The organism is Nocardia sp. NPDC056564 (genome assembly GCF_042793755.1).
Classification (GTDB): Bacteria; Actinomycetota; Actinomycetes; order Mycobacteriales; family Mycobacteriaceae; genus Nocardia.
Genome location: NZ_JBHTUR010000008.1, coordinates 249,758 through 271,716 on the forward strand (window position 1 = coordinate 249,758; position 21,959 = coordinate 271,716).

A 21,959-nucleotide genomic window follows, 5' to 3' on the forward strand; every position below is an offset into this window, starting at 1 on the left:
CGGGGGCGCCCGCCGAGTACAGGAGCTGGCATGAGAGTGGCGATTCCGTTGACGGGCACCCGCGGCGATGTCCAACCCGCGGTGGCGCTCGGTCTCGAGCTGCGCAGACGCGGCCACGACGTGCTGCTCGGCGCGCCGCCCAACCTGGTCGACTTCGCCACCCGCACCGGCCTGTCCGCGGTCAGCTGCGGGCCGGACGTGCAGCAGCTCTACGCCTCCGACGAAGGCCAGAAGGCGCTCGCCGCGGGCAGCAGCTTCCGGCTCATGCAACTCGTCGGCAAGCAGATGGCCGACTACGCCGAGCAGATGAACCGCGAGGTGATCGACGTCTGCGCCGGCGCGGACATCATCGTCGCCACGATGCTCACCGAGGACCGCGCCGCGTCGGTCGCCGAGGCGATGCGGGTGCCGCTGGTCTCGCTGCACGGCTTCCCGTGCCGCACGAACGCCGCGTACCCGTTCCCCGGTGCGCTGCCGGCGGACTGGCAGCCGCCGGGGGTGGTCAACCGAGCCACCTGGCTGCTCGCCGAGAATCTGCGCCGCGTCGTCTTCATGAAGTACCTGAACCAGCTGCGCCGGGAACTCGGCCTGCCGCGCTCGACCGCCAGTCCGGCGGCCGTGCTCGAACGCGACGGGGTGCCCGAGGTCCAGATCTACGACCCCGCGCTGGTCCCCGGCCTGGCCGAGGAGTGGGGCGCGCGCAGGCCGCTGGTCGGCTTCCTGCCGCTGGAGCGGACCGCGCGCGAAGCACTCGGCGAGCTCGCCGCCGATCACGGCGAGGTGATCGCCTGGATCGCCGAGGGCGAGCCGCCGGTGTACTTCGGCTTCGGCAGCATGCCCATCCGCGACACCCACGCCGTGCTGGCCCTGGTCGAGGAGGTGTGCGCCAGCCTCGGCATCCGTGGCCTGGTGAGTGCGGGCTGGAGCGATCTGGCCGCCGCCGACGCGCAGACCAGTGCCCGGGTCAAGGTGGTCGGCCCGGTCGCGCACGACATCATCTTTCCGGTGTGCGCCGCCGCGGTGCATCACGGCGGCATCGGCACCACCTTCGAGAGCCTGCGGGCCGGGCTGCCGACGCTGGTCTGTTCGGTGTCGTTCGACCAGCCGATGTGGGGTGGGCAGGTCGAACGGCTCGGCGTCGGCGCCCACCTGAGTTTCCGCAAACTCGACCGCGATCGGCTGGCGGCGGGGGTGCGGACGCTGCTGGAACAGGGCACCGCGCAGCGGGCGAAAGCCCTCGCCGGTGAGCTGCAATCGCACGCCGATGCGACTCCCCGAACCGCCGATATCGTCGAAGCGGCCGCCGGGTGAGCAGGACCGCGGCGGCGGCATGAGCGCGCCGGTAACGGCCGTCACCGATTCCGCCGTCATGTTCCGGCGCGCGGTGCGGCATACCCTGCGCAGCCGGGACACGCTGCTGATCTCGCTGCTGCTGCCGGTGCTGATCATGCTGCTGTTCGTCTATGTGTTCGGCGGCGCGATCCAGGTGGACGGCCCGTACATCGATTACGTGATCCCCGGAATCATCCTGCTGTGCACCGGATTCGGCGCCTCGATCACCGCGACCGCGGTGGCCACCGATCTGCGCACCGGCGCGGTGGACCGATTCCGGACCTTGCCCATCTTCCGGCAGGCACTGCTCGCCGGGCACGTGGGCGAAGGCGTCGTGCGCAACCTGATCGCCGTCGTCATCGTGCTGGTGGTCGGCACGATCCTGGGATTCCGCTCGGACACCGGCTTTTTCGCGTGGCTGGGCGCACTCGCGATAATCCTGCTCTTCGTGCACGCGATCACCTGGATCGCGGTGGCATTGGGCCTGCTGGCGCAAAACCCCGAGGCGGCAGGCGGGTTCACCTACGCGATCATGTTCATCCCGTACATCAGCAGCGCCTTCGTGCCCACCGGCTCCATGCCGACCTGGCTCCGCGGGTTCGCCGAAAACCAGCCCGCGACCCCGGTGATCGATACGCTCCGAAATTTGCTCACCGGTGGTGTGGCGGGCAGCGCGCTACTGGCCGTGCTCTGGTCGGTCGGTCTGGCGATCATCGGATATATCTGCGCCGCAATGATCTTCGCCCGTAAGTCACGGAACTGAGATCGCTAGGCCGAAGTGTCGGGGCGCGAATCCGATCGCGCGCGTTCGCGTTCGGCGGCGGTGGCGAGGTAGTCGCCGAGCTCGTGGCGCAGGGTGACGTCGAGCGAGCGGGCCAGGGTGGAGTGCACCGAGGCGACGGCGAGTTCGCGCATCTTGCTCAACATTGTTGTGGTGTCGGCGATCTCGCTGCTGGTGTCGGGGAGCCAGCCGGGGCCGTGCTCATCGATGATGTGCTGCTTGGCGGCGGTGATCATGATGTGCGTGATGTCGTCGATGCGGTCGGCGACCTTGGCGTAGATCTCGATGAGCGTGCGCAGTTCCAGGCCGTACTCGTGCAACTCGGCGAACGAGGTGAGCAGCTGGGTTTCGGTGAACACGACGGTGTCACCCTCCAGCCGGACCAGCTTCATCTCGCGCAGCCGGTCGACCAGCTCGTCGGCCTCGGCGCCGAGGATGGTGCCGATCAGCTCGCGCGGCACCTCGAATGTCTCGTCCTTGGCCCAGGACGCGGTCACCGCGTGTTGCAGGCCGAGCACCTCGGTGAGGTCCTTGCCGGTTTCCCAGCTGGTGATGAAGTCGCCGATGTGCGAGGTGGTGAAGCCGCGCTGGAGCAGCGCGTCGATCAGCCGCAGTCGTTCCAGGTGTGAGTTGTCGTAGATGCTGGCCCGGCCGTCCTTGCCGACCGGCGGGGGCAGCAGTCCACGTTCCTGATACGCACGCACATTGCGGGTGGTGGTGCCCGCGGCGCGCGCGAGGTCATCGATCCGGTACTCCATCGATTCCACCTCCTCGCCCACCACGACGCCGGTGTGCCGGCGACCGAACAGCCCGGTCAATATTCGATCGCGGGGTCCACGGAACCTCCGTGGGCACGCGAGCCACCGCCTCCGGGGCCGTCGCTCACGCCGCGTGATCGACCGAGTCTATCGCCAAGGTCGCCGGCGCCCGTCATCTAGGAAACCGCCGCGATCCGGGGCCTGCGTGAACTGCGATCCGCGGCGACCACCGTGTAGTCGGCGAGGTCCACGGTCCGCAGCTGGTTGACGTACTGCGTGGCGAACCCCGGATACATGGTCGCGTTGAACCCGTCCTCGGTCAGGTACCAGCTGCGGCAGCCCGAGTTCCAGGTGGTGGCGGTCAGCCTGCGCTGCATGCCCGCGTTGTAGCGGTCCTGCCGGTCCTTGCGGACGTCGAGGACGCGCAGATCCTGCTCCAGGATGGTGCCGATGGCACTCACCAGGTAGTCGATCTGCGCCTCCATGTACACCAGCGCGGAGTTGTGACCCGGCCCCGAGTTCGGCCCGAAGGTGAGGAACAGGTTCGGGTAACCCGACACCGCGACGCTCTTGTAGGCGTACGCGCCGCCCGACCATTCGTCGGCCAGCACCCGGCCGTCGCGGCCGACGACCGGAACCGGGGTGCCGGTCTTGGACACATCGAAGCCGGTCGCGAAGACGATGCAATCGGCCTGGTGCTCAACGCCTTCCGCGGTCCGGATGCCGCGCTCGGAGAGCTTGGCGATGGGCCAGGTGATCAGCTTGCAGTTGTCCCGTTGCAGCGCCGGGTAGTAGTCGTCGGTCATCAGCAGCCGCTTGCAGCCCGCCCGGAAGTCCGGCGTCAGCTGGCGGCGCAGCCAGGGATCCTTGACCTGCCTGCGCAATTGGGCCTTGCCGACCAGTTCGACGACCCTGGTCAGCGGCGTGTTCCAGACGACGCCCAGGGCGACCGACTCGTGCCCGTAGAACCAGGCCTGCCGCGCCAGCTGCTCGGCGGCGGGCACTCGGCGATAGATCTCCTTGGTCACCGCGTTGGTGCGCCGGTTGACCCGGGGCAGCACCCAACCCGGTGTCCGCTGAAAGACCTTGACCGAGGCCGCTTTGTCGACCAGCTCGGGAATGATCTGCACCGCGCTCGCACCGGTGCCGACGACGGCGACCTTCTTACCGGTGAAGTCGTAGTCGTGATCCCAACGGGCACTGTGGATCTTGTGCCCCGCGTAGTCGTCTATCCCGCGGATGTTCGGAAAGCTGGCATTGGCCAACGGTCCCGAGGCGAGCACGACCGCGCGGGCCCGCACCGTGTCCTGGCCGTCGATGCTGATCTCCCACTGCCCGGCCTCCTCGTCGAAGACGAGGCCGGACACGTTGCTGCCGAACCGGAAATGCGGTCCGAGCCCGAACTCGGCGGCCATCGACTCGATGTAGCCGAGGATCTCGTTGCTGCCCGAGTAGGTGTGCGACCAGTCCGGATTCGGCGCGAAGCTGTAGGAGTACAGCCGCGACGGAATGTCACACGCCGCACCGGGATAGGTGTTGTCGCGCCAGGTGCCGCCGATCGCGTCGCCGCGTTCGAAGATGGCGAACCCGTCGATTCCCTTCTGTTTCAGGCGAATCGCGGCGCCGATACCGGCGAACCCGCCGCCGATGATGGCGATGTCCAATGTCTGATTACTCATCTGCCCTATGCCGCCGGCTCGTAGGTGACTTCCTTGACCCAGGTCGGGTCCCTGCGCAGCAGTGCCTTCGGCACCCTGGCGGTGATCTTCACCAGCGCGTCGGCGAACAGGTGGTACGGGTGCCCGCGGTCGATCACCCAGCCGCCCTGCAGCTTCACCAGCTGATACATCGGCAGCCTGCGCGCGAACTCGCTGCGCTCACCGACGTTGGCGTAGCGCTTGAGCGCCGAGTACAGCTTCTCCTCGTCGACGCCCATTTCGACGATGTTGTCGCGCATCTTGTTCAGCAGCGGCACATAGCTCAGCACGCCGATGATCAGCGACGGCTTCAGCCAGCCGCCGATGAGATCGGTGGCGAGCTTGCGGATCTGTGCGTGACCGAGCACGTCCATCACCGCGAAATCGACGGCCAGGTGCCGGGATTCGTCGTTGTTGATCTTCTTGAAGACGTCCTGGCAGACCGGGTCGTGGATCTCGTCCATGATGAACTTGACCAGCGCGCCGTCCAGCGCGACCTCGAGCATCGGGATGACGGTGCCAAGGAACGACAGCGACATGCCGTCGGCGTACTTGTCCAGGAAGTCGATCACCAGCTTGACGTTCACGTTCGGCTGCGGGATCTCGTCGCCGTCGAGCATGCCCCAGCGCCGCATCAGTGCCAGTTCGGCATTGGCGTGCCGCTGCTCTTCGGCGTGGAAGTAGCGGTAGATCTCGCGCAGCGTCTCGGTGGGCGCCTTCTTCGCCATGGCGGCGAAGCCGCGCGCGCCGACGTTCTCGATCCACATCAGATCGGCCATGAACGGCTTGAGCTTGGCGTGCAGCTCGGGCGTGATCGTCTCGGCACCCGGTGCGTCCCAATCGATGTCGGCCAGCGCCCACTGCCGGTCTTTGATCTTGGCGAGCATGTCGTCGAAGTCCATCGTGATGGCCATGTCAGACTCCTGTCTTGTCGGTGACCGACGTGCGGTCGGTGGAAGGCGAGTTGTCCTGGGGCAGAACCCGGTCCAGGAGGCCGAGGACATAGGTGTACTGGGCGGGGAAGTAGCGCTTGAGCCGCCAGACGACGTGGGCGTCCAGCTGCGGCAGCACATACAGCTGCCCGCGGTCGTGCGCGTCGAGGGTGCTGCGGGCGACGTATTCGGGGGAGAAGCCGGTCCAGCGCATGAGGGTGTCGGCCAGGCCGGCCGACTGCTGGGTGATCCGGCCGTCCTTGGCCACATTGGTTTTCACGAACGTGGGGCACAGCACGGTGACCGCGACGCCGGTGCCGCTCAGCTCGGCCGCCATCGTCTCCGACAGCGACATCACGCCCGCCTTGGACACGTTGTAGACGGCCATCGACGGCGCGGCGGCGAACCCGGCGGCCGAGGCGACATTGATGATCCCGCCCCGGCGCGCGGCGCGCAGCTGCGGCGTGAATACCTCACACCCGTGCACCACACCCCACAGGTTGATGCCGAGCGCCCACTCCCAGTCCGTGAAACCGACCTGGCCGACCCGCTTTCCGCCGATGCCGACGCCCGCGTTGTTGATCACCAGGCTGACCGGGCGTTCGAACAGCGATTCGGCGAAGCGCGCAAGATTTTCCACGTCCTCGCGCTGGGCCACATCGCAGCGGAACGCGTGCGCGGTGCCGGGATGCTTGCGCTCGATCAGCGCGACGGTCTGATCGGCGCGGGCCTCGTCGATGTCGGCGCAGATCACCTGCCCGCCGCGGTCGGCGAGCTCCAGTGCGAAGGCCCGGCCGATACCGCTGCCCGCGCCGGTCACCACCGCTCGCGCGCCGTACGTGCGCCGTGGCCGATTGCCAAGCGGCAGCAGCTTTTCCAGTCCGAACATAGTCAGCTCACCTTCTCGGAGACAGTGCGGTCGGCCAGCGCCGCGCGCAGGAACTCGGCCGCGCGGGTCAGGGCCTGATCGGCTTCGGGCACCAGCGTCGGCAGCGCCTGGAAGACGTGCACCTGACCCGGCCAGATCTCTAGTTCGCAGCTACCGCCCGCGCCGCGCACCGTCGCGCACAGTGCGCGCGCGTCGGCCCTGAGCATTTCCGCGCCGCCGACCTGAACGAGCATGGGCGGCAGGGGCATACCCTCCGGCACGGTCAGCCGCAGCCGGGGCAGGTCGTCGGGCAGACCCTTCGTGTACTCGCGCGGCATCCGGCTTGCCGCCGCGGCGGAAATGAGCGGATCTCGTTGCTGCCGTTCCTGTTCGGCGGCCAGCCTCAGGGTGAGATCGAACAGCGGCGAGAACATCGCCACCGCCGCCGGCTGGGGGATGTGCTGCCGGTTGTTCTCGATGAGCAGGTCGAGCGCCAGGTGCCCGCCGGCCGAATCGCCGGCGATCACCAGGTCGTTCGCGGCATAGCCGCGGTCGAGCAACCAGCGGTAACCAGCCTCGATATCGTCGGCGGCTGCCGGGAAGCGATATTCCGGGGCGAGGCGGTAGTCGACGACGAAGACCGGGAGTCCGGTCTTGCGCGACAACTGCGCGGCCAGCCCGCGATGGGTGCGCGCCGAGCAGATGACATAGGCGCTGCCGTGGATGTAATAGACGGCGCGCCGGCCGAAGGAGACTCCGGCCGCACGGACCCATTCGCCGCGCACCGGCCCGGAGCGCACCGGGGTGATGGTGGTGCCGCGGGGGACCGGGCCGCCGATCGCCATGAAGGTGGCGACCAGCTTGCGGGCGAACCAGACGCCGGGGGCATTCATCGGCACCGCGTTGTTCAGCGGGCGTAACCCGATCTGGGTGGCCGTCGCGGCCAGCGTGGCCCGCGCAGAGGCTCTAGCGGGCACCCTGGGGATCGAGGTCTTCGTTGACCTTGTCATGCGCTCAGAATCATCCATGGATGTGCCAGTTGTCAATGGCACATTCATTGCAGGCTGATCGCGATCGGTGTTGACCTGCGAAAACGACCGCGGTACCAGCAGGTCTGCTGGTACCGCGGTCGTCGGTCGGTTCGGCGGTCAGCGCGCTTTGCGCAGGCCCAGGGATTGCAGGGCGGCGAAGCCACCGACGGTGGCCGCCTGCATGACCGTCCAGAGGGAACCAACCGTATTCAGGTCGAGCGCGCCTTCGATCAGGGCGGCGAGGCTGACCACGACCCAGGCGGCGTTGCCGGCGATCACCACGCGGGTGGCATTGGTGCTGATCGTCTGCCTGGCGCCGATGATCGCCACCGCCACGCCGTACAGCGTCAGGAAGATCCCGATCGGAATGCCGATCTCGGTGTCCAGGCCGAGCAGTGACTCCAGTGGCTTGGCCAGGGCGAGGTAGGCCAGGCCGTTGACGCCGGTGACCACGGCATCCAGGCGGAGCGAGAGGCGGAGCAACTGCGGGCCGGGGGCCAGGACGGAGGACAGGTAGGACGGGGCGGTGGTGGTCATGGTTGCGTTTCCTTCAGTGAATCAAGCTGGGGCGGAACGGGTTCAGGCTGCGGCGGGCACCTTGTCCAGGAAGCCGTACACGTTGGCGATGCGGCCGTCCTCGAGCACGGCGACGTCGAAGCCGACGACCACCGCGGGGGCATCGGCCGGGCCGAGCTCCCAGGTGAAGCGGACCTGGTCGTGGTGCGCGTCCACCGGGCCGGCCAGGCGGAACGTCCAGCCGGGGAATTGTGCTTGCGCGGCGGCGATTCCGGCGTCGATGGCGTCGTGGCCGGCGACCGCCATCAGCGGATCGGTGTAGCCGGCGTTCTCGGTGAAGACCCGGGCGACGGCGGCCTTGCGGTCGGCGGCGTCGGTGGTGTTCCAGGCTTCCAGGTACTGGGCGACGATGGTGTTCATGATGGCTCCTTCGGGGCTCTGAGCTGCGGTTTCGTTGTCGTTCCCGCTGACAGGAACTACGTTATGGCCGCAGGGGGATGCCCCGAATCAGTCATCTATAAGTACTTTTCGGCGAGGTATACGTACATCGCCGGTCGACCGTGGTCAACGGGACATGGTGGCGTGCTCACTCGCACCTTGCCGCGGCCATGTCCCGTCGGCGCGGGAGGTTAGTAGCCTCGGTCGGGATCTATCGGTGCCAGGAGGTCTTTGCCGGTGACGAAGCGTTCGACGTTCGCGCCCGCGTGGTCGGCGAAGGCGGCCAGACGCAATTGGGGCGGGTTCGAATCATGCGGTGTCACAATGGCATTCGGCAGTACCCAGAGTGGGTGACCGTCGGGCAGCGGTTCCGGCTCGGTGACGTCCAGCCCCGCGCCGGCGATCGCGCCGGAGGCGAGCGCGGTGACCAGGGCATCGGTGTCGATCAGGCTGCCGCGGGCGACATTGATGACCCAGGACGACGGCTTCAGCCGGGCGAGCACGTCCGCGTCGATGAGATGGTGGGTCGCCGCGGTGGCCGGGGCGGCGACGACCACATGGTCGGTGCGCGGCCACACCCGGGAGAGGTGGTCGGTGGAGATCGTCTCGATCGTGTCGGGGATGCCCGGGCCGGTGATCGGACGGCCGGACCGGTTGACCGCGATCACGTGCGCGCCGAGCGGGGTGAGCATCGGGATCAGTGCCCGTCCGATGCCGCCCGCGCCGACGATGGTGACCGTCTTGCCGCGCAGCGAACCGATATGCGGGAAGAAATCCTGCTGCCGCCAGCTGCCCGCGCGCAGCTGCTCGGGCAGATAACGCACCCCGGCCAGTAACAGCATCAGCGCGTGCTCGGCCACGCTCGCGGCGAAAGCGCCTGCGGCAGAAGTGAACTGGACCTTCGGGTGGGCGGCGATCACGCCCGCGGTGAACCAGTCCTCGACACCGGCGGCGGGCAACTGCACCCACTCGATCGTGTCCGGCAGCTCATCCGGGAACTGCCCTGGCGTCCCCGCCCAGATCAACCCGCGCGCCTCGGTCAGATCGGCGATCGTCGCCCCGCCGTCCTCGACCGCCTTCACCAGCAACGCGGGCGGCGGGTCGGCCGGCCCGATCGCTATCGCTACTGCCGATCGGCTCATGGACAGACCTCCTTCAGAGCAGTACAGCGGGTGCGCTGGTGACAGCGCCGCAGCGACGTTAGCACCGCGGCCGGTGGGGTTTACGGGTCAGTCGGCGTCGAGATCGGTTTCCGCGCCGAGGTCGGTGTCGACCTTGTCGCGGTCGGCCCATTCCAGCAGCTGGTCGATCTCGAAGACCGTGTCGTCTATGCCCTCGTGCAGGTCGCCGAGGTCGGCGAAGCGGGCGGGGACGGTCTTGATGGTGAAGTCGCGCGGGTCGACGTCGGGGATCTCGTCCCAGCGGATCGGGGTGGAGACGGTGGCCGTTGGGACGCCGCGGACCGAATAGGCGGCGGCGATGGTGTGGTCGCGGGCGTTCTGGTTGTAGTCGACGAACAGCATCCTGGGGTCGCGGTCCTTGCGCCACCAGGTGGTGGTCACGTCCTCGGGTGCGCGGCGCTCCACCTCGCGGGCGAAGGCGAGCGCGGCCCGGCGTACCTCCTTGAACCCCCAGTTCGGTGCGATGCGGACGTAGATGTGTAAACCGTTGCCACCGGAGGTCTTCGGCCAGCCGACCGCGCCGAGCTCGTCGAGCACCTCGTGTGCGACCCCGGCCACCCGCTGCACCCGTGACCACGGGCAGTCCGGCATCGGATCGAGATCGATGCGCCACTCGTCGGGGCGCTCGGTGTCGGCCGCGCGGGAGTTCCACGGATGGAACTCGACCGTGGACATCTGCACGGCCCAGATGACGTCCGCCAGTTCGTGCACGCAGAGCTCGTCGGCATGCCTGCCGTAGCGGGGGAAGTAGACGCGCACCGTGTTGATCCAGTCCGGTGCGCCCGCGGGCAGCCGCTTCTGGTGCACCTTGTCCCCGGCCAGGCCCTTCGGGAAGCGGTGCAGCATGCACGGCCGGTCGCGCAGCGCGCGGACGATGCCGTCGCCGACGCTCAGGTAGTACTGCACCAGGTCGAGCTTCGTCGCGCCGGTCTCCGGGAAGTACACCCGGTCCGGATTCGAAATGCGGATCGTGCGGTCGCCGACATCCAGTTCGATCGCCGACGCCGCAGCCTTACTGGCCACGGGTCCGACGATAGCCGAACCGGCCGACCGTTCGCCGTCCGACAACGCGCATCGCGATATGCTGCGTACGGGTATGCATGAGGGTATGCGCGAGCGAATCACGGCCCGGTGTGCTTCGCTCGCTCCGGAGCCGAGCGGTGGCGAGGTGGAGGCATGGGCAAAGCGACGCGGGTGACCGTCACGCTGGATCCGCAGGTGGCCGAATGGGCAAAGCAGGCGGCCGACCAGCAGAATCGCAGCCTGTCCTCGGTGATCAACGCCTCCCTGCGCACCGCGCTCGTGCACGACAGCCTGGCCAAGCTGTCCGTCGACGACGCCGCCGAACAGGCCGCCGCGTACGACGACTTGAACGTCACGGAGGCCGCCGAGACCGACGCCCGCGGCGCCGCATGAGACGGGGTGAGGTCTGGCGTTACTCCCCGGCACTGCGCGACGGCACCCCGCTGCCCAGGCGCATGTCGGTGGTGCTGGTCTCCGACTCCGCGGTGATCACCTCGCCCTATCGCTGGCTGCACGTGGTCCCGCTGCGCGACGCCGACCCCGGCCACGTGCTGGCCACGCACACCGAACACGGCTGGGCCGACACCCTCGAACTACACCGCGCCTACCGCCCGTGGCTCACCGAGCAACTCGGCGAACTGACGACCAGCGAATCGGAATCGCTCGACGCCAGATTGCGCGCGACCCTCAGCCTGTAACCAGCGGCTTCGCCGCCCGCGAACACCGTTGTCACCGGTGGTCCGGCGCGCACACTGGACTCATGAGAAAACTATTGCGAGCGATTCGAAGATGGTTGGGCGGCAAGGTGACCACCGGCGGTGGCCCGCCGGGGCGCGAAGGCGGTGGCGGCACCGCAGGCGTCCGCGAACCCCGACGCCCCCTGCCCCCGGACGACCACCTGAGCGCAACCCGCCGAATCGAGCCCGACCCCAAAACAATCACCTTCCCCGACCCCCGCACCTGAGCTGCGCCCGCCCGCGGGTGCCACTACGAGCCACCACGGAAACCGCCGCTGACCGACCGCTCTTGTCCGAAGCGTTTGTGACGCAACCACAGCCAGATGACCACGCTGGAACTCGACACCGCGTGCTCGACATGCGCCTAAAGCCGGGTACGGCAGGCGACGTGCCCAGCACTACTCCAGTGAAAACCTGGGTAGGTCTTCAGCTTTCCCTCGTCAGGTCGCGTTGGGACATGCCGGGGGTCTACCTGGCAATCAGGTGCGCCTGCTCCCAGAGATGATCGATAGTGCTGAGCACGTCAGGCGGGGTCCCCGACCTACTTACCCAGTTGGCATGGGCAACGCGAGAGTTCCAGCGTGGTCATCGGCTTGTGGTCCGGTTCAGAGAGGCTTGGGAAGAGAGGGGATGGTCGTTCGCGTATCGAGTCGAGTCAAAAGGTCGTTGTTGAAGATCATCTAGCGACCCTTTGACTCGATTCGATGGGGACGGTCCGGCCTATGTGACCGAGGCGAGGGCGAAGGGGAGTACTGCGTCGGCGCCTGCGGTGCGCAAAGCGTGGGCGGCGAGGGTGAGGGTCCAGCCGGTGTCGGAGAGGGTGTCTACCAGCAGGATCGGGCCCTCGACGTCGGTGAGGTCGGGGACGTCCCAGGAGTCGTACAGGCCGGCGACACGATGTGCCGAGTTCGCGGCGGACACCGGAGCGCGGTCCGGGCGGGTCGGCAGCGTGCCCAGGTCGTGCAGGCGGCCGATCTCGGCGAGACCCGCTGCGAGCGTGGCGGTCAGCACCGGATAGCGGTGTGACTCGAGGGCCATCACCGATGTCGGGCGCGTGGTCCAGTTCCAGTCGCGCAGCACCGCGACGCAGGCCTCGAAAACCTTCTCGGGGATCGGATCGTCGGGGCCGTCGAGCAGGGCGCGCAGCCGCTGACCCCAGCCGAGATCCGTCAGCCGGCCGAGCACGCGACCGGTCTCGGCCCCGCCGGTGATCTTGCCGGACAACGGAATTCCGAGCTTCGCCATACCGGTCGGCCACTGCTTGCGCGGACTCAGGTCCAGCCCCGGACGGTCGAGGCGAGCTCGGGTGGCCGCGACCGCCTCGGCGTTCACCGACACATCGGGCCGAGTGCCCGTGCAGTTGTCGCACCGGCCGCAACCGGCCGAATCCGACTGTCCCGCGGTCAAACCCGGGTCATCCAGCTGTCGCCGCAGGAACTCCATCCGGCACTCGCCGGTCGACTGATAATCGACCATCGCCTGCTGCTCGACCTCGCGCGCCTCGGACAGCCGCGCATACCGCTCGGTGTCGTAGGTCCACGGCTGCCCGGTGGAGATCCAGCCGCCGCGCACCCGGCGCACCGCCCCGTCCACGTCGAGCACCTTGAGCACCATCTCCAACCGCGAGCGGTTCAACTCGACCAGCGGTTCCAGCGCGGCCGTGGACAGCGCCCGGTCCGGGTCGAGCGCGTCGAGCACCGAGCGCACGATGTGCTCGCGCGGAAACGCCACGGAGGCGAAGTAACTCCAGATCCGCGCGTCCTCGGGTCCGGGCAGCAGCACCACCTCGGCGCGCTCGGTCGCGCGGCCCGCGCGGCCCACCTGCTGGTAGTAGGCGATGGGCGACGACGGCGCACCGACGTGCACGACGAACCCGAGATCGGGCTTGTCGAAACCCATTCCGAGCGCCGAGGTGGCGATGAGCGCCTTCACCTCGTTGTTCAACAGCGCCGACTCCAGCGCCTCCCGTTCGGCCGGATCGGTCTGCCCGGTGTAGGCCGCGACATTGTGTCCGTGCGAGTTCAGCACGTCGGCCAGGTCGTGCGCGGCGGCGACGGTGAGCGTGTAGACGATCCCGGAACCGGTGAGGTTGTGCAGGTGCCCGCTGAGCCAGGCGGTGCGTTCCACCGCGTCGTCGAAGCGCACCACCGACAGGTGCAGTGATTCGCGATCCAGCGTGCCGCGCAACACCAGGGTGTCGGTGCCGATCTGGGTGGCGACATCGGTGACCACCCGATCGTTCGCGGTAGCGGTGGTGGCCAGCACCGGCACATCCGAGCCGAGGTCGGCGATCAACGTGCGGATCCGCCGGTAGTCGGGGCGGAAGTCGTGACCCCAGTCGGACACGCAGTGCGCTTCGTCGATCACCACCAGGCCGGCGTCGGCCGCGAGTTTCGGCAGCACCTGATCGCGGAAGTCCGGGTTGTTCAGCCGCTCCGGGCTGACCAGCAGCACGTCGACCTCGCCGGAGGCGACCTGGGTGTGGATTTCGTCCCATTCGGTGACATTGCCCGAATTGATCGTCGCGGCAACCACACCCGCCCGTTGCGCGGCGGCGACCTGGTTGCGCATCAGCGCGAGCAACGGCGAGACGATCACCGTGGGCCCGCGGCCGGCCCCGCGCAGTAGTTTCGCGGCGATGAAGTAGACGGCCGATTTACCCCAGCCGGTGCGCTGCACCACCAGCGCGCGACGCCGCTGCACCACCAGCGCCTCGATCGCGGTCCACTGGTCCTCCCGTAGCCGAGCGCCGGGTCCGGCCAGTTCGCGCAGCAGCTGTTCCGCGCGCTCGCGAAGGTCGGGTGCGGTGAGGTCGATCGCCGGGACATCGGTCGCCGTGGTCATGCGCTCCATCGTGCCCGACGGTACCGACAGGAACCGTGCTCGTCGCGCGCGCCCGCCCCGGCCGTGCATGTTGTGCATTGATACCGGTCGGACTCTCGGTAAGCGCCGCGTGGTGTCTTACACTGCGTGCATCGCTGCTGAGTGGCCGAAATCCCCGGCCACGGCGGTGTTCACCACGAGTGAGTGCGGTTCGAGACGATACGAGGCTTCCGTAGACGCCGAGGACGAGTCGAATGAGCGAGCGAGTCAGGTCACAGCGTGCCCCGCGCGGGACCGCGCCGAGCGTCGGCGAGGCGCGGTCATGAACGACTACCTGCGGCTGCTGCGGGACTGGTGGCGCGACGGCGTCGACTACCGCTGGGTGGTGAACGCGCTGGCCGACCGCTCCGCACTCGGCGTGGTGAAGTTCGCGATCGGCCTGTGCGGGCTGGCGACGCCGCTGATCAGCGTGCTGACCGTGACGTCGTCGGCGGGTCCGCAGAGCGTGCTCGGCCGGACGGTGCTGTGGTGCATCGTGGGACTGTCGGTGGTGTGGGTGGTGCGCTGGTGGGCGTTGCCGTGGCCGAGCCGGGTGGAATCGCTGAGCCTGCTCGTGATCGGCGACGTGTGCATCACGGTGGTCTGCGTGCTGAGTCCGGGCAATGTGGTCCGATCGGTCGGCATGATGCTGCTGTTGATCGTCGGCATCTATGTCAGCGCCTTCCACAGCCCGCAGGTGCTCGCCGCGCATACGGGATGGTCGCTGGCTTCGGCGGTGGTGCTGTCGATTCCGCTGTTCGGGGTCGGCGACGCCGCCTCGGCGGTGATCATGATCCTCGGCATGGTCGCGGCCACGGTGGTGCCGCCAGGGCTGCAATTCTGTTATTGGGTGCTGCGGTCGGACATGCTCTGCGATCCGTTGACCACATTGCTGAGCAGGCGCGGATTCGAGTACCACTCCGCGATGATGGTCGGCGGCTCCGGTCCGATCCCGGTGTGCGTCATGATGGTCGACCTGGATCGGTTCAAAGCCGTCAACGACACCTTCGGGCACCACGCGGGCGACAAGGTGCTGGTGCGCACCGCCGATCGGCTGCAGCACGCCGCGCCCGCGCACAGCATCGTCGCCCGGCTCGGCGGCGAGGAGTTCGCGATCGTCGCGCGCCTGCCCGTGCCGACCGCGATCGATGCCGCCGAGCGATTGCGCGGCGCGGTCGCCGAACCCGTCGGCTCGATTTCGGTTACTGCCAGCATCGGCATCGCCGTCGCCGACGCGGGCGCCGACGGTTACCGCCGCAGCCGGGAGCTGGTGCAGGATCTGATCCGGTGTGCCGACAGTGCGATGTACCAGGCGAAACAGCGGGGCGGCAATACCATTGTGGTCGAGCACATCACGGCGTTGCAGGGCATCGACACGCACGATGTGACCCGGTCGGCGTGAGGAACAGGCGCTGCCGCACCAGCGTTCAGCCGCGCGCGGTTTCCTCGGCGAGGGCGATCAAGCGGGCGCGAACCAGTTCGGGTCGCTCCTCGGCGATGAAGTGCCCGCAGTTCGCCACCCGCTCGAGGGTGTAGTCGTCGGCCCGCGCGGTCTCGGCGGCGGCCAGCGAATGATGCACGGCGCCATCGTCGATGCCGAACAGGGCCCGGATCGGAACGGTGGCGCGGCGGGTTTCCCCGTGCCGGGCGGCGCGGGGCAGCTCACGCAGCAGGAACGTGCGATAGGTGTCGACCGCGGCATCGGCGACCAGCGGATCGCGGAACCGATCGGTATAGACGCGAATGACTTCCGGCCCGAACTCCGCGGGATTCTCGGCGGCTTTGCTCAGCATCCAGTCGAGCACCCTGGTGCGCGTGTGCAGGACTTTCCCGAACGCGGCGACGACCGGTTGGTAGAGCAGGAACCGCCACAGATGCGGCAGGAAACCGCGCGTCGTCTGCCATGGATGCGCGATGTTCAGCGGCAGGTAGCCGTCGAAGCGCGCGGGCTCCCGCAACACCATGAGGTGGCCGATGTAGCCGCCCCAGTCGTGACCGACGAGCAGGACCCGATCGAGCCCGAGTTCGTCGATCAGCGCCAGCACATCGGAGGCCACATCTTCTTTGGCCCACCGGTGCGGCGCCGGTCCGGACCAGCCGTAACCCGGCAGATCCGGCACGATGATCCGCAAGCCTGCGGGCGGATCGGCCAGTAGGTGGCGGTACGCGTAATGATGTTGCGGCCACCCGTGCAGCAGCAGCACCGGCCGACCGTCCGTCGGCCCGCCCTCGGTCACATGGAACCGCACACCGCGTGCGGTGACGAAGGATCGGCGAACCCCTGGAATCGCCGGGGGAGCTTCCGCCGCCGCGAAGGCCGGACCGGAATCCCGTTGCTGCTGGCGCATACCCGATGGTAACCAGCCGGGTGACGGCGCGGCATTCGGCGCGAAATGACCATGATCGGCGGAGAATAAGGCGCAGAGGTCCCCCGCCACCGGGGTCCACGCAGGAGGGCAACCATGTCGAGCCAATACCAGCCGCCGGCGGGCTGGTCACCGCCGGGCACCCAGTTCCAGAGTCGCAGCGGCTTCGGCCGGACCCTGGCCGGCACGCTGATCTCGTTGGTGATCACGCCGATCGGGATCGGGCTATCCGCGCACGGCGCGCTGGACACCAGGCAGTGGGTGATCCTGGGCAGCTCGGCGGATCGCTGGGGTTCGAACTTCCAGATCATCGGTGGCGCGGTGCTGCTGTTCCTGGTCGCGGCGCTGGCCGCGTTCTCCCCGGTGGGTACCGCGATCGCGGGTCTGGTGTGGGGCCTGATCCCCGGGATCCTGCACATTCTCTTCCCGGACGACACCTACCGGCAGGTGGAGAAGCTGCCCGCGCTGTCCGACGATTTCCATCTGGCGCTGCACAATTGGATATTGAACGGCTTCGCGCTGCTCACCGGGGTGTTCCTGATCGGCGCGGCGTTCGCGGCCACGTTGCGGCGCAAGTGAATCGGGGCCGCGCCCACGTGCGGTGGGCGCGGCCCGAATTCAGCCCTTGACGCAGAGCACCTGGCGCAGCGTCGCGACGACGTCGACCAGGTCGCGCTGCGCGGCGATGACCTCGTCGATGTCCTTGTACGCGGCCGGGATCTCGTCGACCACGCCCGCGTCCTTGCGCGACTCGACGCCCTCGGTCTGTGCGACCAGATCGGCGACGGTGAACTGCCGCTTCGCCGCATTGCGGCTCATCCGCCGTCCCGCGCCATGTGAGGCCGACTGGAACGAGGCCGGATTTCCCTTGCCGCGCACCACATATGACCGGGTGCCCATCGAGCCCGGAATCAGCGCGAGATCGCCCGCGCCGGCCCGGACCGCGCCCTTGCGAGTCACCAGCATCGGGATACCGTCGATGAGCTCCTCGGCCACATAGTTGTGGTGGCACGAGATCGGCTGCTCGAAACGCACCGTGCGCTCGGCGAATTCGTCGCGCACCGCCCGGCACACCAGGGCGAGCATCACCGCGCGGTTGCGCGCGGCGTACTCCTGCGCCCAGCTGAGGTCGCGCCGGTAGGCGTCCATTTCCGTTGTCCCGGAGAGGAATACGGCGAGATCGCGGTCGGGCGCATCGGCATTGTGCGGCAGCGTCCGTGCCACGGCCATGTGCCGCTCGGCGAGTTCCTTGCCGATATTGCGGCTGCCCGAATGCAGCAGAATCCACACCGCGTCGTCCTGATCCAGGCAGACCTCGATGAAGTGGTTACCGCCGCCGAGGGTGCCCATCTGCTTGTGCGCCTTGGCCTCTCGCGTCTGCACACCCTCGTCGAGCGCGGCGAACGAACGCCAGAAGTTCTCCCAGCCCGCCCGCAGCGTCGCGGTGCTCGCGCCCAGCGCGGAGACCTCGCCGCCCAGCTTGGTCACGTTGACCGAGCTGTCGTGCGCGGAGAAACCGACCGGGACCGCCGCCTCGATCCGGGACCGCAGCGAGCGCAGGTCGTCGGGCAGGTCCGCGGCGGTGAGGTCGGTCTTGACGCTCTCCATGCCGCAGCCGATGTCCACGCCGACGGCGGCCGGGCACACCGCGTCCCGCATCGCGATCACGGAGCCGACCGTCGCACCCTTGCCGAGGTGCACGTCCGGCATCACGCGGACGCCGTGGACCCATTTCAGCGCGGCGATATTCCGCAGCTGCTGCAACGCGGCCTGCTCGATCGCGTGCTCTTCGGCCCACATAAGCGTCTGCGCGCGGGTGCCGCGCAGCTCGACGGGAAACATTGTTCGATCCTTTCGTTGGTTTTCCTGGTCAACGGTAAAGATCGACGCGAATAAGCGCACTCGAATAACTACCCGGGCCGCTCGAGTATTTGCCCGTGGGATCAGCGGGCGCCGGGGTAGGCGTCCTCGGCGTTGATGTGGGCGATGCCGGTGGCCAGCCGTTCGGCGTCGGCGGTGGTGATCAGGTCCTCGGCGATCCATTCGTCGAGCAATCGGCCGAGCCCGCGGCGCCACCAGAACGCGCCGAGAAAATGCAGTTCCGGCAGGCCGTAACCGTCCGACGAGTAGCACAGCGAACGGAACGGGGCGAGTTCCAGCGTTTCGGCGAGGACGGCCTGGGTGCGCTGCCCGACGTAGGGGACGGTGAGCCCGATATCCATCCGGACATGCGCGAAGGCGTGGGCCAGGTAGGCCGCATTGCGATGAAATGGCCAGCAGTGCAGCAGCATTACGGTCACGCCGGTGTTCGCGGTTTTCCGGAGAAAGTCGGTGAGCAGCAACGGATCCGCACGATGCAGGCGTAGGTCGGTATCGCCGAATCCGGTGTGGAATTGCAGCGGCAGCCCGAATTCGGCGCCGATGCGGGCACCGAGTCCGACCAGCCAGCCGAGCAGATCCGGGTCGGTGAGGCGATGCTCGGGAAACACGGCTTTCGGCGGTCGATCGCGCAGCGGGAAATCCAGGCCACAGCGGTAGGCGACGATCGTCTTGAGCCCGACGGCGTTGCGGACGCGCTCGCGCAGCCGCGCCTCGATCCGGTCGAACACCGTCCTGCCCGCGCCCACCTCGGCGATGACCTGCTCGGCGACCTGTTCGATGCGCACCACCTCGCGCACTTCACCATCGGTGAGTTCGCCGAATTCCGCTGTGCCGCCGCCGAATCCGGTGTCGATGAACCAGCTGGTCGTTCCGGTGGCGTCCAGTAGGCGGGTCGCGACCTCGCGCCAGCCGAGCTCGGCTCGATGGGTCAGGTAGGCATCCGGGCCGACGTGCGGCGGGAGGTCGAGGGCCGGTGCGCACCAGCGGCGGACCGCGAGCCCGATCGCGGAATCGAAGGTGCCGGTGGGGCCTTCGCTGAGTAGTCGCTCGAAGCCGGGACGATCCAGATCGTGGGGGACGACGCCGTGGCAGTGGTGATCGGTCAGGGTCAGGCCGTCCGTCAGCACGTCAGAACCGCCAACGGGTGAGCGCGACAAGCTCTTCGGGGGAGGCATCCCGATACCGGTCGGACTCGGCGCGGCGCACGGTGAGCAGGGCGTCGTGCAGTTCGGGGCCCATCGCCTCGGCCAGCACCGCGGAGTCCGCGAGCCGGTCGGCGGCCTCGGCCGGGGTGGTCGGCAGCCTGCGCACGCCGGAGAACATCAGCTGTTCGGCATCGAAGGTGACCGGGTCGCCGGTGATTTCGGCGGGCAGGCGCAGTTCTTCGGCGATGCCTGCCAGTCCGGCGGCGATCACCGAACCCACGATCAGGTACGGATTGCCGGTCGCGTCAAAGCATTTGACCTCGGCGTTGGCCGCCCACTCCTCGGTGCCGCGCACTCCGGTGATGAATCGTATGGCCGATTCGCGGGTTTCCCGGCCCCAGCACTGCCAGACGCCTGCCCATCGGGAAGGTACGAGCCGCAGGAAGCTCGCCGGATTGCCCGCCCCGACCGCGACGAGGGCGGGCAGCTCGCGCAGCACTCCGGCCAGGAAGGCCTCGCCGGTGGTGCGCATCCCATAGGGACCGTCGCCGGTGGCGAAGATCGGCCCTCGGTCGTCCTTGGCCGAGAAGTGCAGGTGCGCACCGGAACCGGTGCCGCCGGGTTCGAGGCACGGGCCGAGCGCAGCGCGCCAGCCGTACTGCAGACTCACCTGCCGGATCGTGTGCCGTACCAGCACCGCGTCGTCGGCGGCACCGACCGGATCGGATGGTTGCACGGACAATTCCAGCTGACCCGGCGAGTACTCCGGATGGAACTGGTCGACCAGGATGCCTTGCCGGTCCAATATCGCGACCAGTTCCCGCGCGTAGTCGGCGACCTGTCCCAATCGCACCAGGCTGTAGGCGGGTCCGTGCGCGGCCGGGGTGAAGTCCTCCGCGACGTCCTGCGCCACAGACCATTCGGTCTCGAATGTCATCGAGAGTTGAAGCCCGGCCTGGCGCGCCGCCTCGGCCTGCCTGGTCGCGAAGCCGCGCTGACAGGCCGCGAAGGGCGTTCCGTCCTGCGTGTACTTGTTGGTCGGCGCCCACGCCCAGCCGGGTTGGCAGGCGAGCTCGGTCAGTGCCGACAGGTCGGGGACCAGCCGCAGATCGCCGTCCGGACCGCCGAGATACTTGCCGGTCGTCATCAGGTCGTCGAAGGAGAACGTCTCGAAGCACGGTGACACCCCGACCCCGTGCCGCGCCGCCTGCGCCAGCCGCCGCATCGGCACCGTCTTCACCCGCGTGATCCCGGCATTGTCGATGAACGTCAGCGCGACCATGTCGGCATCCAACCTGCCGATCACAGCGTTGTTGTCGTCATCGGACGGTATGCGCTCCGGCATGGTGGGCATGAACGTCAACGATAGCCGCCGAACCGCCCACACGACACCGGCCTCGTCGGCCCCGCCGTGTCGAGATCCGCACTCTCACTCGGGATCTGCACCCGATAGCGGCCGTTGGACGCGATGCGGATCCTCGGCGAGGGTGCGGCTGTCGGTGTCCGTGGTCGTGAGGTCAGGGTGTGGGGAGGGCGGCGCGGATCTGGTCTGCGGTGGGGATGGAGCTGCTGGCGCCGAGGGTGGTGGTGGCGAGGGCGCCCGCGGTTCCGGCCCAGTTCAAGGCGTATTCGGGGCCGTGGTGCCAGGCGGCGGCCAGGGCGCCGGTGAAGGTGTCGCCCGCGCCGGTGGTGTCGATGACCTCGACCCGGGGGCTCGGCTGGCTCAGTTCGCTGCCGTCCGGGCCGCGATAGGTCGCGCCGTCCGCGCCCCGGGTGACGACCACGTGCGCGACCGGGTCGAGCGCGCTGCCGAGCTGCTCGGCCTCACCCGAATTAACCACCGCCACATCGATATTCGCCCACAGAGCGGCGGGAAGGTCTTGGGTGGGCGACGGATTGAGCACCACCGTCGTGCCGTTCGCGCGCGCGTGCCGCGCGGCCGCCGCCACCGTATCGATCGGGATCTCCAACTGGCACAGCAGAATATCGGCGCCGGCGATCACCTCGAGGTCCGCGTCGGTGAGCTCGGTCATCCGCGCGTTCGCGCCGCCGACCACGATGATGCTGTTCTCCCCGCCGCCGTCCACCACGATCGCGGCCACACCGCTCGGCCCGTCCACGGTCCGCAGGCGCTCCACGTTCACCCCCGAATCGGTCAGCACTCGCCGCAGTTCGTCCGCGAACACGTCGTCGCCGACCGCCCCGAGAAACCGCACCGCCCCACCGGCCCGCTGCGCGGCGATCGCCTGATTCGAGCCCTTTCCGCCGGGCACCATCGCGAACCCGGTGCCGAGCACCGTCTCGCCGGGCACCGGCCGCCGATCGGTGGTCGTGACCAGGTCCATGTTGATACTGCCGAGCACCGCGATCGAGGCAACATCCGTCTTTTCGGCCATGGCGTCACAGGCTAG

The 21,959-nt window shown here is 68.5% G+C and carries 21 protein-coding genes; 6 read left to right on the forward strand and 15 right to left on the reverse strand.

The annotated features are described in order from the left end of the window. Window positions 1-30 precede the first annotated feature (30 nt). Together ACFQ9K_RS21955 and ACFQ9K_RS21960 are read left to right on the forward strand one after the other, a co-directional pair. Window positions 31-1,311 carry a glycosyltransferase gene (locus ACFQ9K_RS21955; protein WP_378725203.1) on the forward strand — a complete coding sequence of 427 codons (1,281 nt, stop codon included), beginning with the start codon at window positions 31-33 and terminating at the stop codon, window positions 1,309-1,311. Between the two features lie 19 nt (window positions 1,312-1,330). Further along, a complete protein-coding gene (locus tag ACFQ9K_RS21960; RefSeq protein WP_378725201.1) occupies window positions 1,331-2,095 on the forward strand; it encodes an ABC transporter permease in 765 nt (254 codons plus the stop codon). A 5-nt stretch (window positions 2,096-2,100) separates the two neighbouring features. Here the strand turns inward: ACFQ9K_RS21960 and ACFQ9K_RS21965 are convergent, their stop codons facing one another. From ACFQ9K_RS21965 to ligD, 9 genes are all read right to left on the reverse strand, one after another. Continuing rightward, window positions 2,101-2,931, reverse strand: coding sequence for a MerR family transcriptional regulator (locus ACFQ9K_RS21965; RefSeq protein ID WP_378725198.1), 831 nt, complete (start codon window positions 2,929-2,931; stop codon window positions 2,101-2,103). A gap of 116 nt (window positions 2,932-3,047) precedes the next feature. Continuing rightward, on the reverse strand, window positions 3,048-4,550 hold the full coding sequence (locus tag ACFQ9K_RS21970; RefSeq protein WP_378725196.1) for a flavin-containing monooxygenase: 1,503 nt from the start codon (window positions 4,548-4,550) through the stop codon (window positions 3,048-3,050). 5 nt (window positions 4,551-4,555) lie between these two features. Further along, a complete protein-coding gene (locus tag ACFQ9K_RS21975; protein ID WP_378725213.1) occupies window positions 4,556-5,476 on the reverse strand; it encodes a ferritin-like domain-containing protein in 921 nt (306 codons plus the stop codon). 7 nt (window positions 5,477-5,483) lie between these two features. Next, window positions 5,484-6,389 carry an SDR family NAD(P)-dependent oxidoreductase gene (locus ACFQ9K_RS21980; RefSeq protein WP_378725194.1) on the reverse strand — a complete coding sequence of 302 codons (906 nt, stop codon included), beginning with the start codon at window positions 6,387-6,389 and terminating at the stop codon, window positions 5,484-5,486. Window positions 6,390-6,391: 2 nt separating this feature from the next. Further along, entirely contained in the window at window positions 6,392-7,378 is a 987-nt protein-coding gene (locus ACFQ9K_RS21985) for an alpha/beta hydrolase (RefSeq protein WP_378725192.1), read from the reverse strand. Window positions 7,379-7,516: 138 nt separating this feature from the next. After that, the gene (locus tag ACFQ9K_RS21990) at window positions 7,517-7,936 is read right to left on the reverse strand and encodes a hypothetical protein (RefSeq protein ID WP_378725881.1); all 420 of its coding nucleotides are present in this window, start codon (window positions 7,934-7,936) and stop codon (window positions 7,517-7,519) included. A gap of 42 nt (window positions 7,937-7,978) precedes the next feature. Next, window positions 7,979-8,335 (reverse strand): nuclear transport factor 2 family protein, encoded by a 357-nt coding sequence (locus ACFQ9K_RS21995; protein ID WP_378725883.1) that lies wholly within the window; start codon window positions 8,333-8,335, stop codon window positions 7,979-7,981. A 209-nt stretch (window positions 8,336-8,544) separates the two neighbouring features. Next, entirely contained in the window at window positions 8,545-9,495 is a 951-nt protein-coding gene (locus ACFQ9K_RS22000; protein WP_378725885.1) for a D-isomer specific 2-hydroxyacid dehydrogenase family protein, read from the reverse strand. An 87-nt stretch (window positions 9,496-9,582) separates the two neighbouring features. Then, a complete protein-coding gene (gene ligD / locus ACFQ9K_RS22005; RefSeq protein WP_378725887.1) occupies window positions 9,583-10,557 on the reverse strand; it encodes a non-homologous end-joining DNA ligase in 975 nt (324 codons plus the stop codon). A 153-nt stretch (window positions 10,558-10,710) separates the two neighbouring features. Here ligD and ACFQ9K_RS22010 point away from each other — a divergent pair, with 153 nt between their 5' ends. Both ACFQ9K_RS22010 and ACFQ9K_RS22015 read left to right on the forward strand, forming a co-directional pair. Continuing rightward, complete coding sequence (locus ACFQ9K_RS22010) at window positions 10,711-10,950, forward strand: DUF6364 family protein (protein WP_378725889.1); 240 nt, start codon at window positions 10,711-10,713, stop codon at window positions 10,948-10,950. Continuing rightward, the gene (locus tag ACFQ9K_RS22015; protein ID WP_223885149.1) at window positions 10,947-11,255 is read left to right on the forward strand and encodes a hypothetical protein; all 309 of its coding nucleotides are present in this window, start codon (window positions 10,947-10,949) and stop codon (window positions 11,253-11,255) included. Before ACFQ9K_RS22010 ends, ACFQ9K_RS22015 begins: the two co-directional genes overlap by 4 nt. A gap of 759 nt (window positions 11,256-12,014) precedes the next feature. On the opposite strand, the gene ACFQ9K_RS22020 is transcribed toward ACFQ9K_RS22015, so the two are convergent. Then, window positions 12,015-14,138, reverse strand: coding sequence for a RecQ family ATP-dependent DNA helicase (locus ACFQ9K_RS22020; protein ID WP_378725891.1), 2,124 nt, complete (start codon window positions 14,136-14,138; stop codon window positions 12,015-12,017). Between the two features lie 301 nt (window positions 14,139-14,439). On the opposite strand from ACFQ9K_RS22020, the gene ACFQ9K_RS22025 reads away from it, so the two are divergent. Further along, window positions 14,440-15,558, forward strand: a complete 1,119-nt coding sequence (locus tag ACFQ9K_RS22025) for a GGDEF domain-containing protein (protein ID WP_378725893.1) — start codon at window positions 14,440-14,442, stop codon at window positions 15,556-15,558. A gap of 25 nt (window positions 15,559-15,583) precedes the next feature. Here ACFQ9K_RS22025 and ACFQ9K_RS22030 read toward each other — a convergent pair whose 3' ends face one another. Next, window positions 15,584-16,504, reverse strand: coding sequence for an alpha/beta fold hydrolase (locus ACFQ9K_RS22030; protein ID WP_378725895.1), 921 nt, complete (start codon window positions 16,502-16,504; stop codon window positions 15,584-15,586). A 114-nt stretch (window positions 16,505-16,618) separates the two neighbouring features. Between ACFQ9K_RS22030 and ACFQ9K_RS22035 the strand changes: the two genes are divergently transcribed. Next, a complete protein-coding gene (locus tag ACFQ9K_RS22035; RefSeq protein WP_378725897.1) occupies window positions 16,619-17,101 on the forward strand; it encodes a hypothetical protein in 483 nt (160 codons plus the stop codon). A 39-nt stretch (window positions 17,102-17,140) separates the two neighbouring features. Here ACFQ9K_RS22035 and ACFQ9K_RS22040 read toward each other — a convergent pair whose 3' ends face one another. The 4 genes from ACFQ9K_RS22040 to ACFQ9K_RS22055 all read right to left on the reverse strand — a co-directional run bounded on the left by ACFQ9K_RS22040 (window position 17,141) and on the right by ACFQ9K_RS22055 (window position 21,944). Further along, window positions 17,141-18,364 (reverse strand): RtcB family protein, encoded by a 1,224-nt coding sequence (locus ACFQ9K_RS22040; protein WP_378724203.1) that lies wholly within the window; start codon window positions 18,362-18,364, stop codon window positions 17,141-17,143. Window positions 18,365-18,465: 101 nt separating this feature from the next. Beyond that, the gene (locus ACFQ9K_RS22045) at window positions 18,466-19,530 is read right to left on the reverse strand and encodes an amidohydrolase family protein (protein ID WP_378724200.1); all 1,065 of its coding nucleotides are present in this window, start codon (window positions 19,528-19,530) and stop codon (window positions 18,466-18,468) included. A 1-nt stretch (window position 19,531) separates the two neighbouring features. Next, entirely contained in the window at window positions 19,532-20,902 is a 1,371-nt protein-coding gene (locus ACFQ9K_RS22050) for a glutamine synthetase (protein WP_378724198.1), read from the reverse strand. A 163-nt stretch (window positions 20,903-21,065) separates the two neighbouring features. Beyond that, on the reverse strand, window positions 21,066-21,944 hold the full coding sequence (locus tag ACFQ9K_RS22055) for a ribokinase (protein ID WP_378724196.1): 879 nt from the start codon (window positions 21,942-21,944) through the stop codon (window positions 21,066-21,068). Between the last annotated feature and the right edge of the window lie 15 nt (window positions 21,945-21,959).

Excerpts from the sequence above, each read along its gene's own strand:
- ACFQ9K_RS21995 (WP_378725883.1), bottom strand. The coding sequence starts at position 8,335 with ATGAACACCATCGTCGCCCAGTACCTGGAAGCCTGGAACACCACCGAC.
- ACFQ9K_RS22040 (WP_378724203.1), bottom strand. The coding sequence starts at position 18,364 with ATGTTTCCCGTCGAGCTGCGCGGCACCCGCGCGCAGACGCTTATGTGG.
- ACFQ9K_RS21990 (WP_378725881.1), bottom strand. The coding sequence starts at position 7,936 with ATGACCACCACCGCCCCGTCCTACCTGTCCTCCGTCCTGGCCCCCGGC.
- ACFQ9K_RS22015 (WP_223885149.1), top strand. The coding sequence starts at position 10,947 with ATGAGACGGGGTGAGGTCTGGCGTTACTCCCCGGCACTGCGCGACGGC.
- ACFQ9K_RS22030 (WP_378725895.1), bottom strand. The coding sequence starts at position 16,504 with ATGCGCCAGCAGCAACGGGATTCCGGTCCGGCCTTCGCGGCGGCGGAA.
- ACFQ9K_RS21970 (WP_378725196.1), bottom strand. The coding sequence starts at position 4,550 with ATGAGTAATCAGACATTGGACATCGCCATCATCGGCGGCGGGTTCGCC.
- ACFQ9K_RS21960 (WP_378725201.1), top strand. The coding sequence starts at position 1,331 with ATGAGCGCGCCGGTAACGGCCGTCACCGATTCCGCCGTCATGTTCCGG.
- ACFQ9K_RS21980 (WP_378725194.1), bottom strand. The coding sequence starts at position 6,389 with ATGTTCGGACTGGAAAAGCTGCTGCCGCTTGGCAATCGGCCACGGCGC.
- ACFQ9K_RS22010 (WP_378725889.1), top strand. The coding sequence starts at position 10,711 with ATGGGCAAAGCGACGCGGGTGACCGTCACGCTGGATCCGCAGGTGGCC.
- ACFQ9K_RS22055 (WP_378724196.1), bottom strand. The coding sequence starts at position 21,944 with ATGGCCGAAAAGACGGATGTTGCCTCGATCGCGGTGCTCGGCAGTATC.
- ACFQ9K_RS22035 (WP_378725897.1), top strand. The coding sequence starts at position 16,619 with ATGTCGAGCCAATACCAGCCGCCGGCGGGCTGGTCACCGCCGGGCACC.
- ACFQ9K_RS22025 (WP_378725893.1), top strand. The coding sequence starts at position 14,440 with ATGAACGACTACCTGCGGCTGCTGCGGGACTGGTGGCGCGACGGCGTC.
- ACFQ9K_RS22000 (WP_378725885.1), bottom strand. The coding sequence starts at position 9,495 with ATGAGCCGATCGGCAGTAGCGATAGCGATCGGGCCGGCCGACCCGCCG.
- ACFQ9K_RS22020 (WP_378725891.1), bottom strand. The coding sequence starts at position 14,138 with ATGACCACGGCGACCGATGTCCCGGCGATCGACCTCACCGCACCCGAC.
- ACFQ9K_RS21985 (WP_378725192.1), bottom strand. The coding sequence starts at position 7,378 with ATGACAAGGTCAACGAAGACCTCGATCCCCAGGGTGCCCGCTAGAGCC.
- ACFQ9K_RS21955 (WP_378725203.1), top strand. The coding sequence starts at position 31 with ATGAGAGTGGCGATTCCGTTGACGGGCACCCGCGGCGATGTCCAACCC.
- ACFQ9K_RS22050 (WP_378724198.1), bottom strand. The coding sequence starts at position 20,902 with ATGCCCACCATGCCGGAGCGCATACCGTCCGATGACGACAACAACGCT.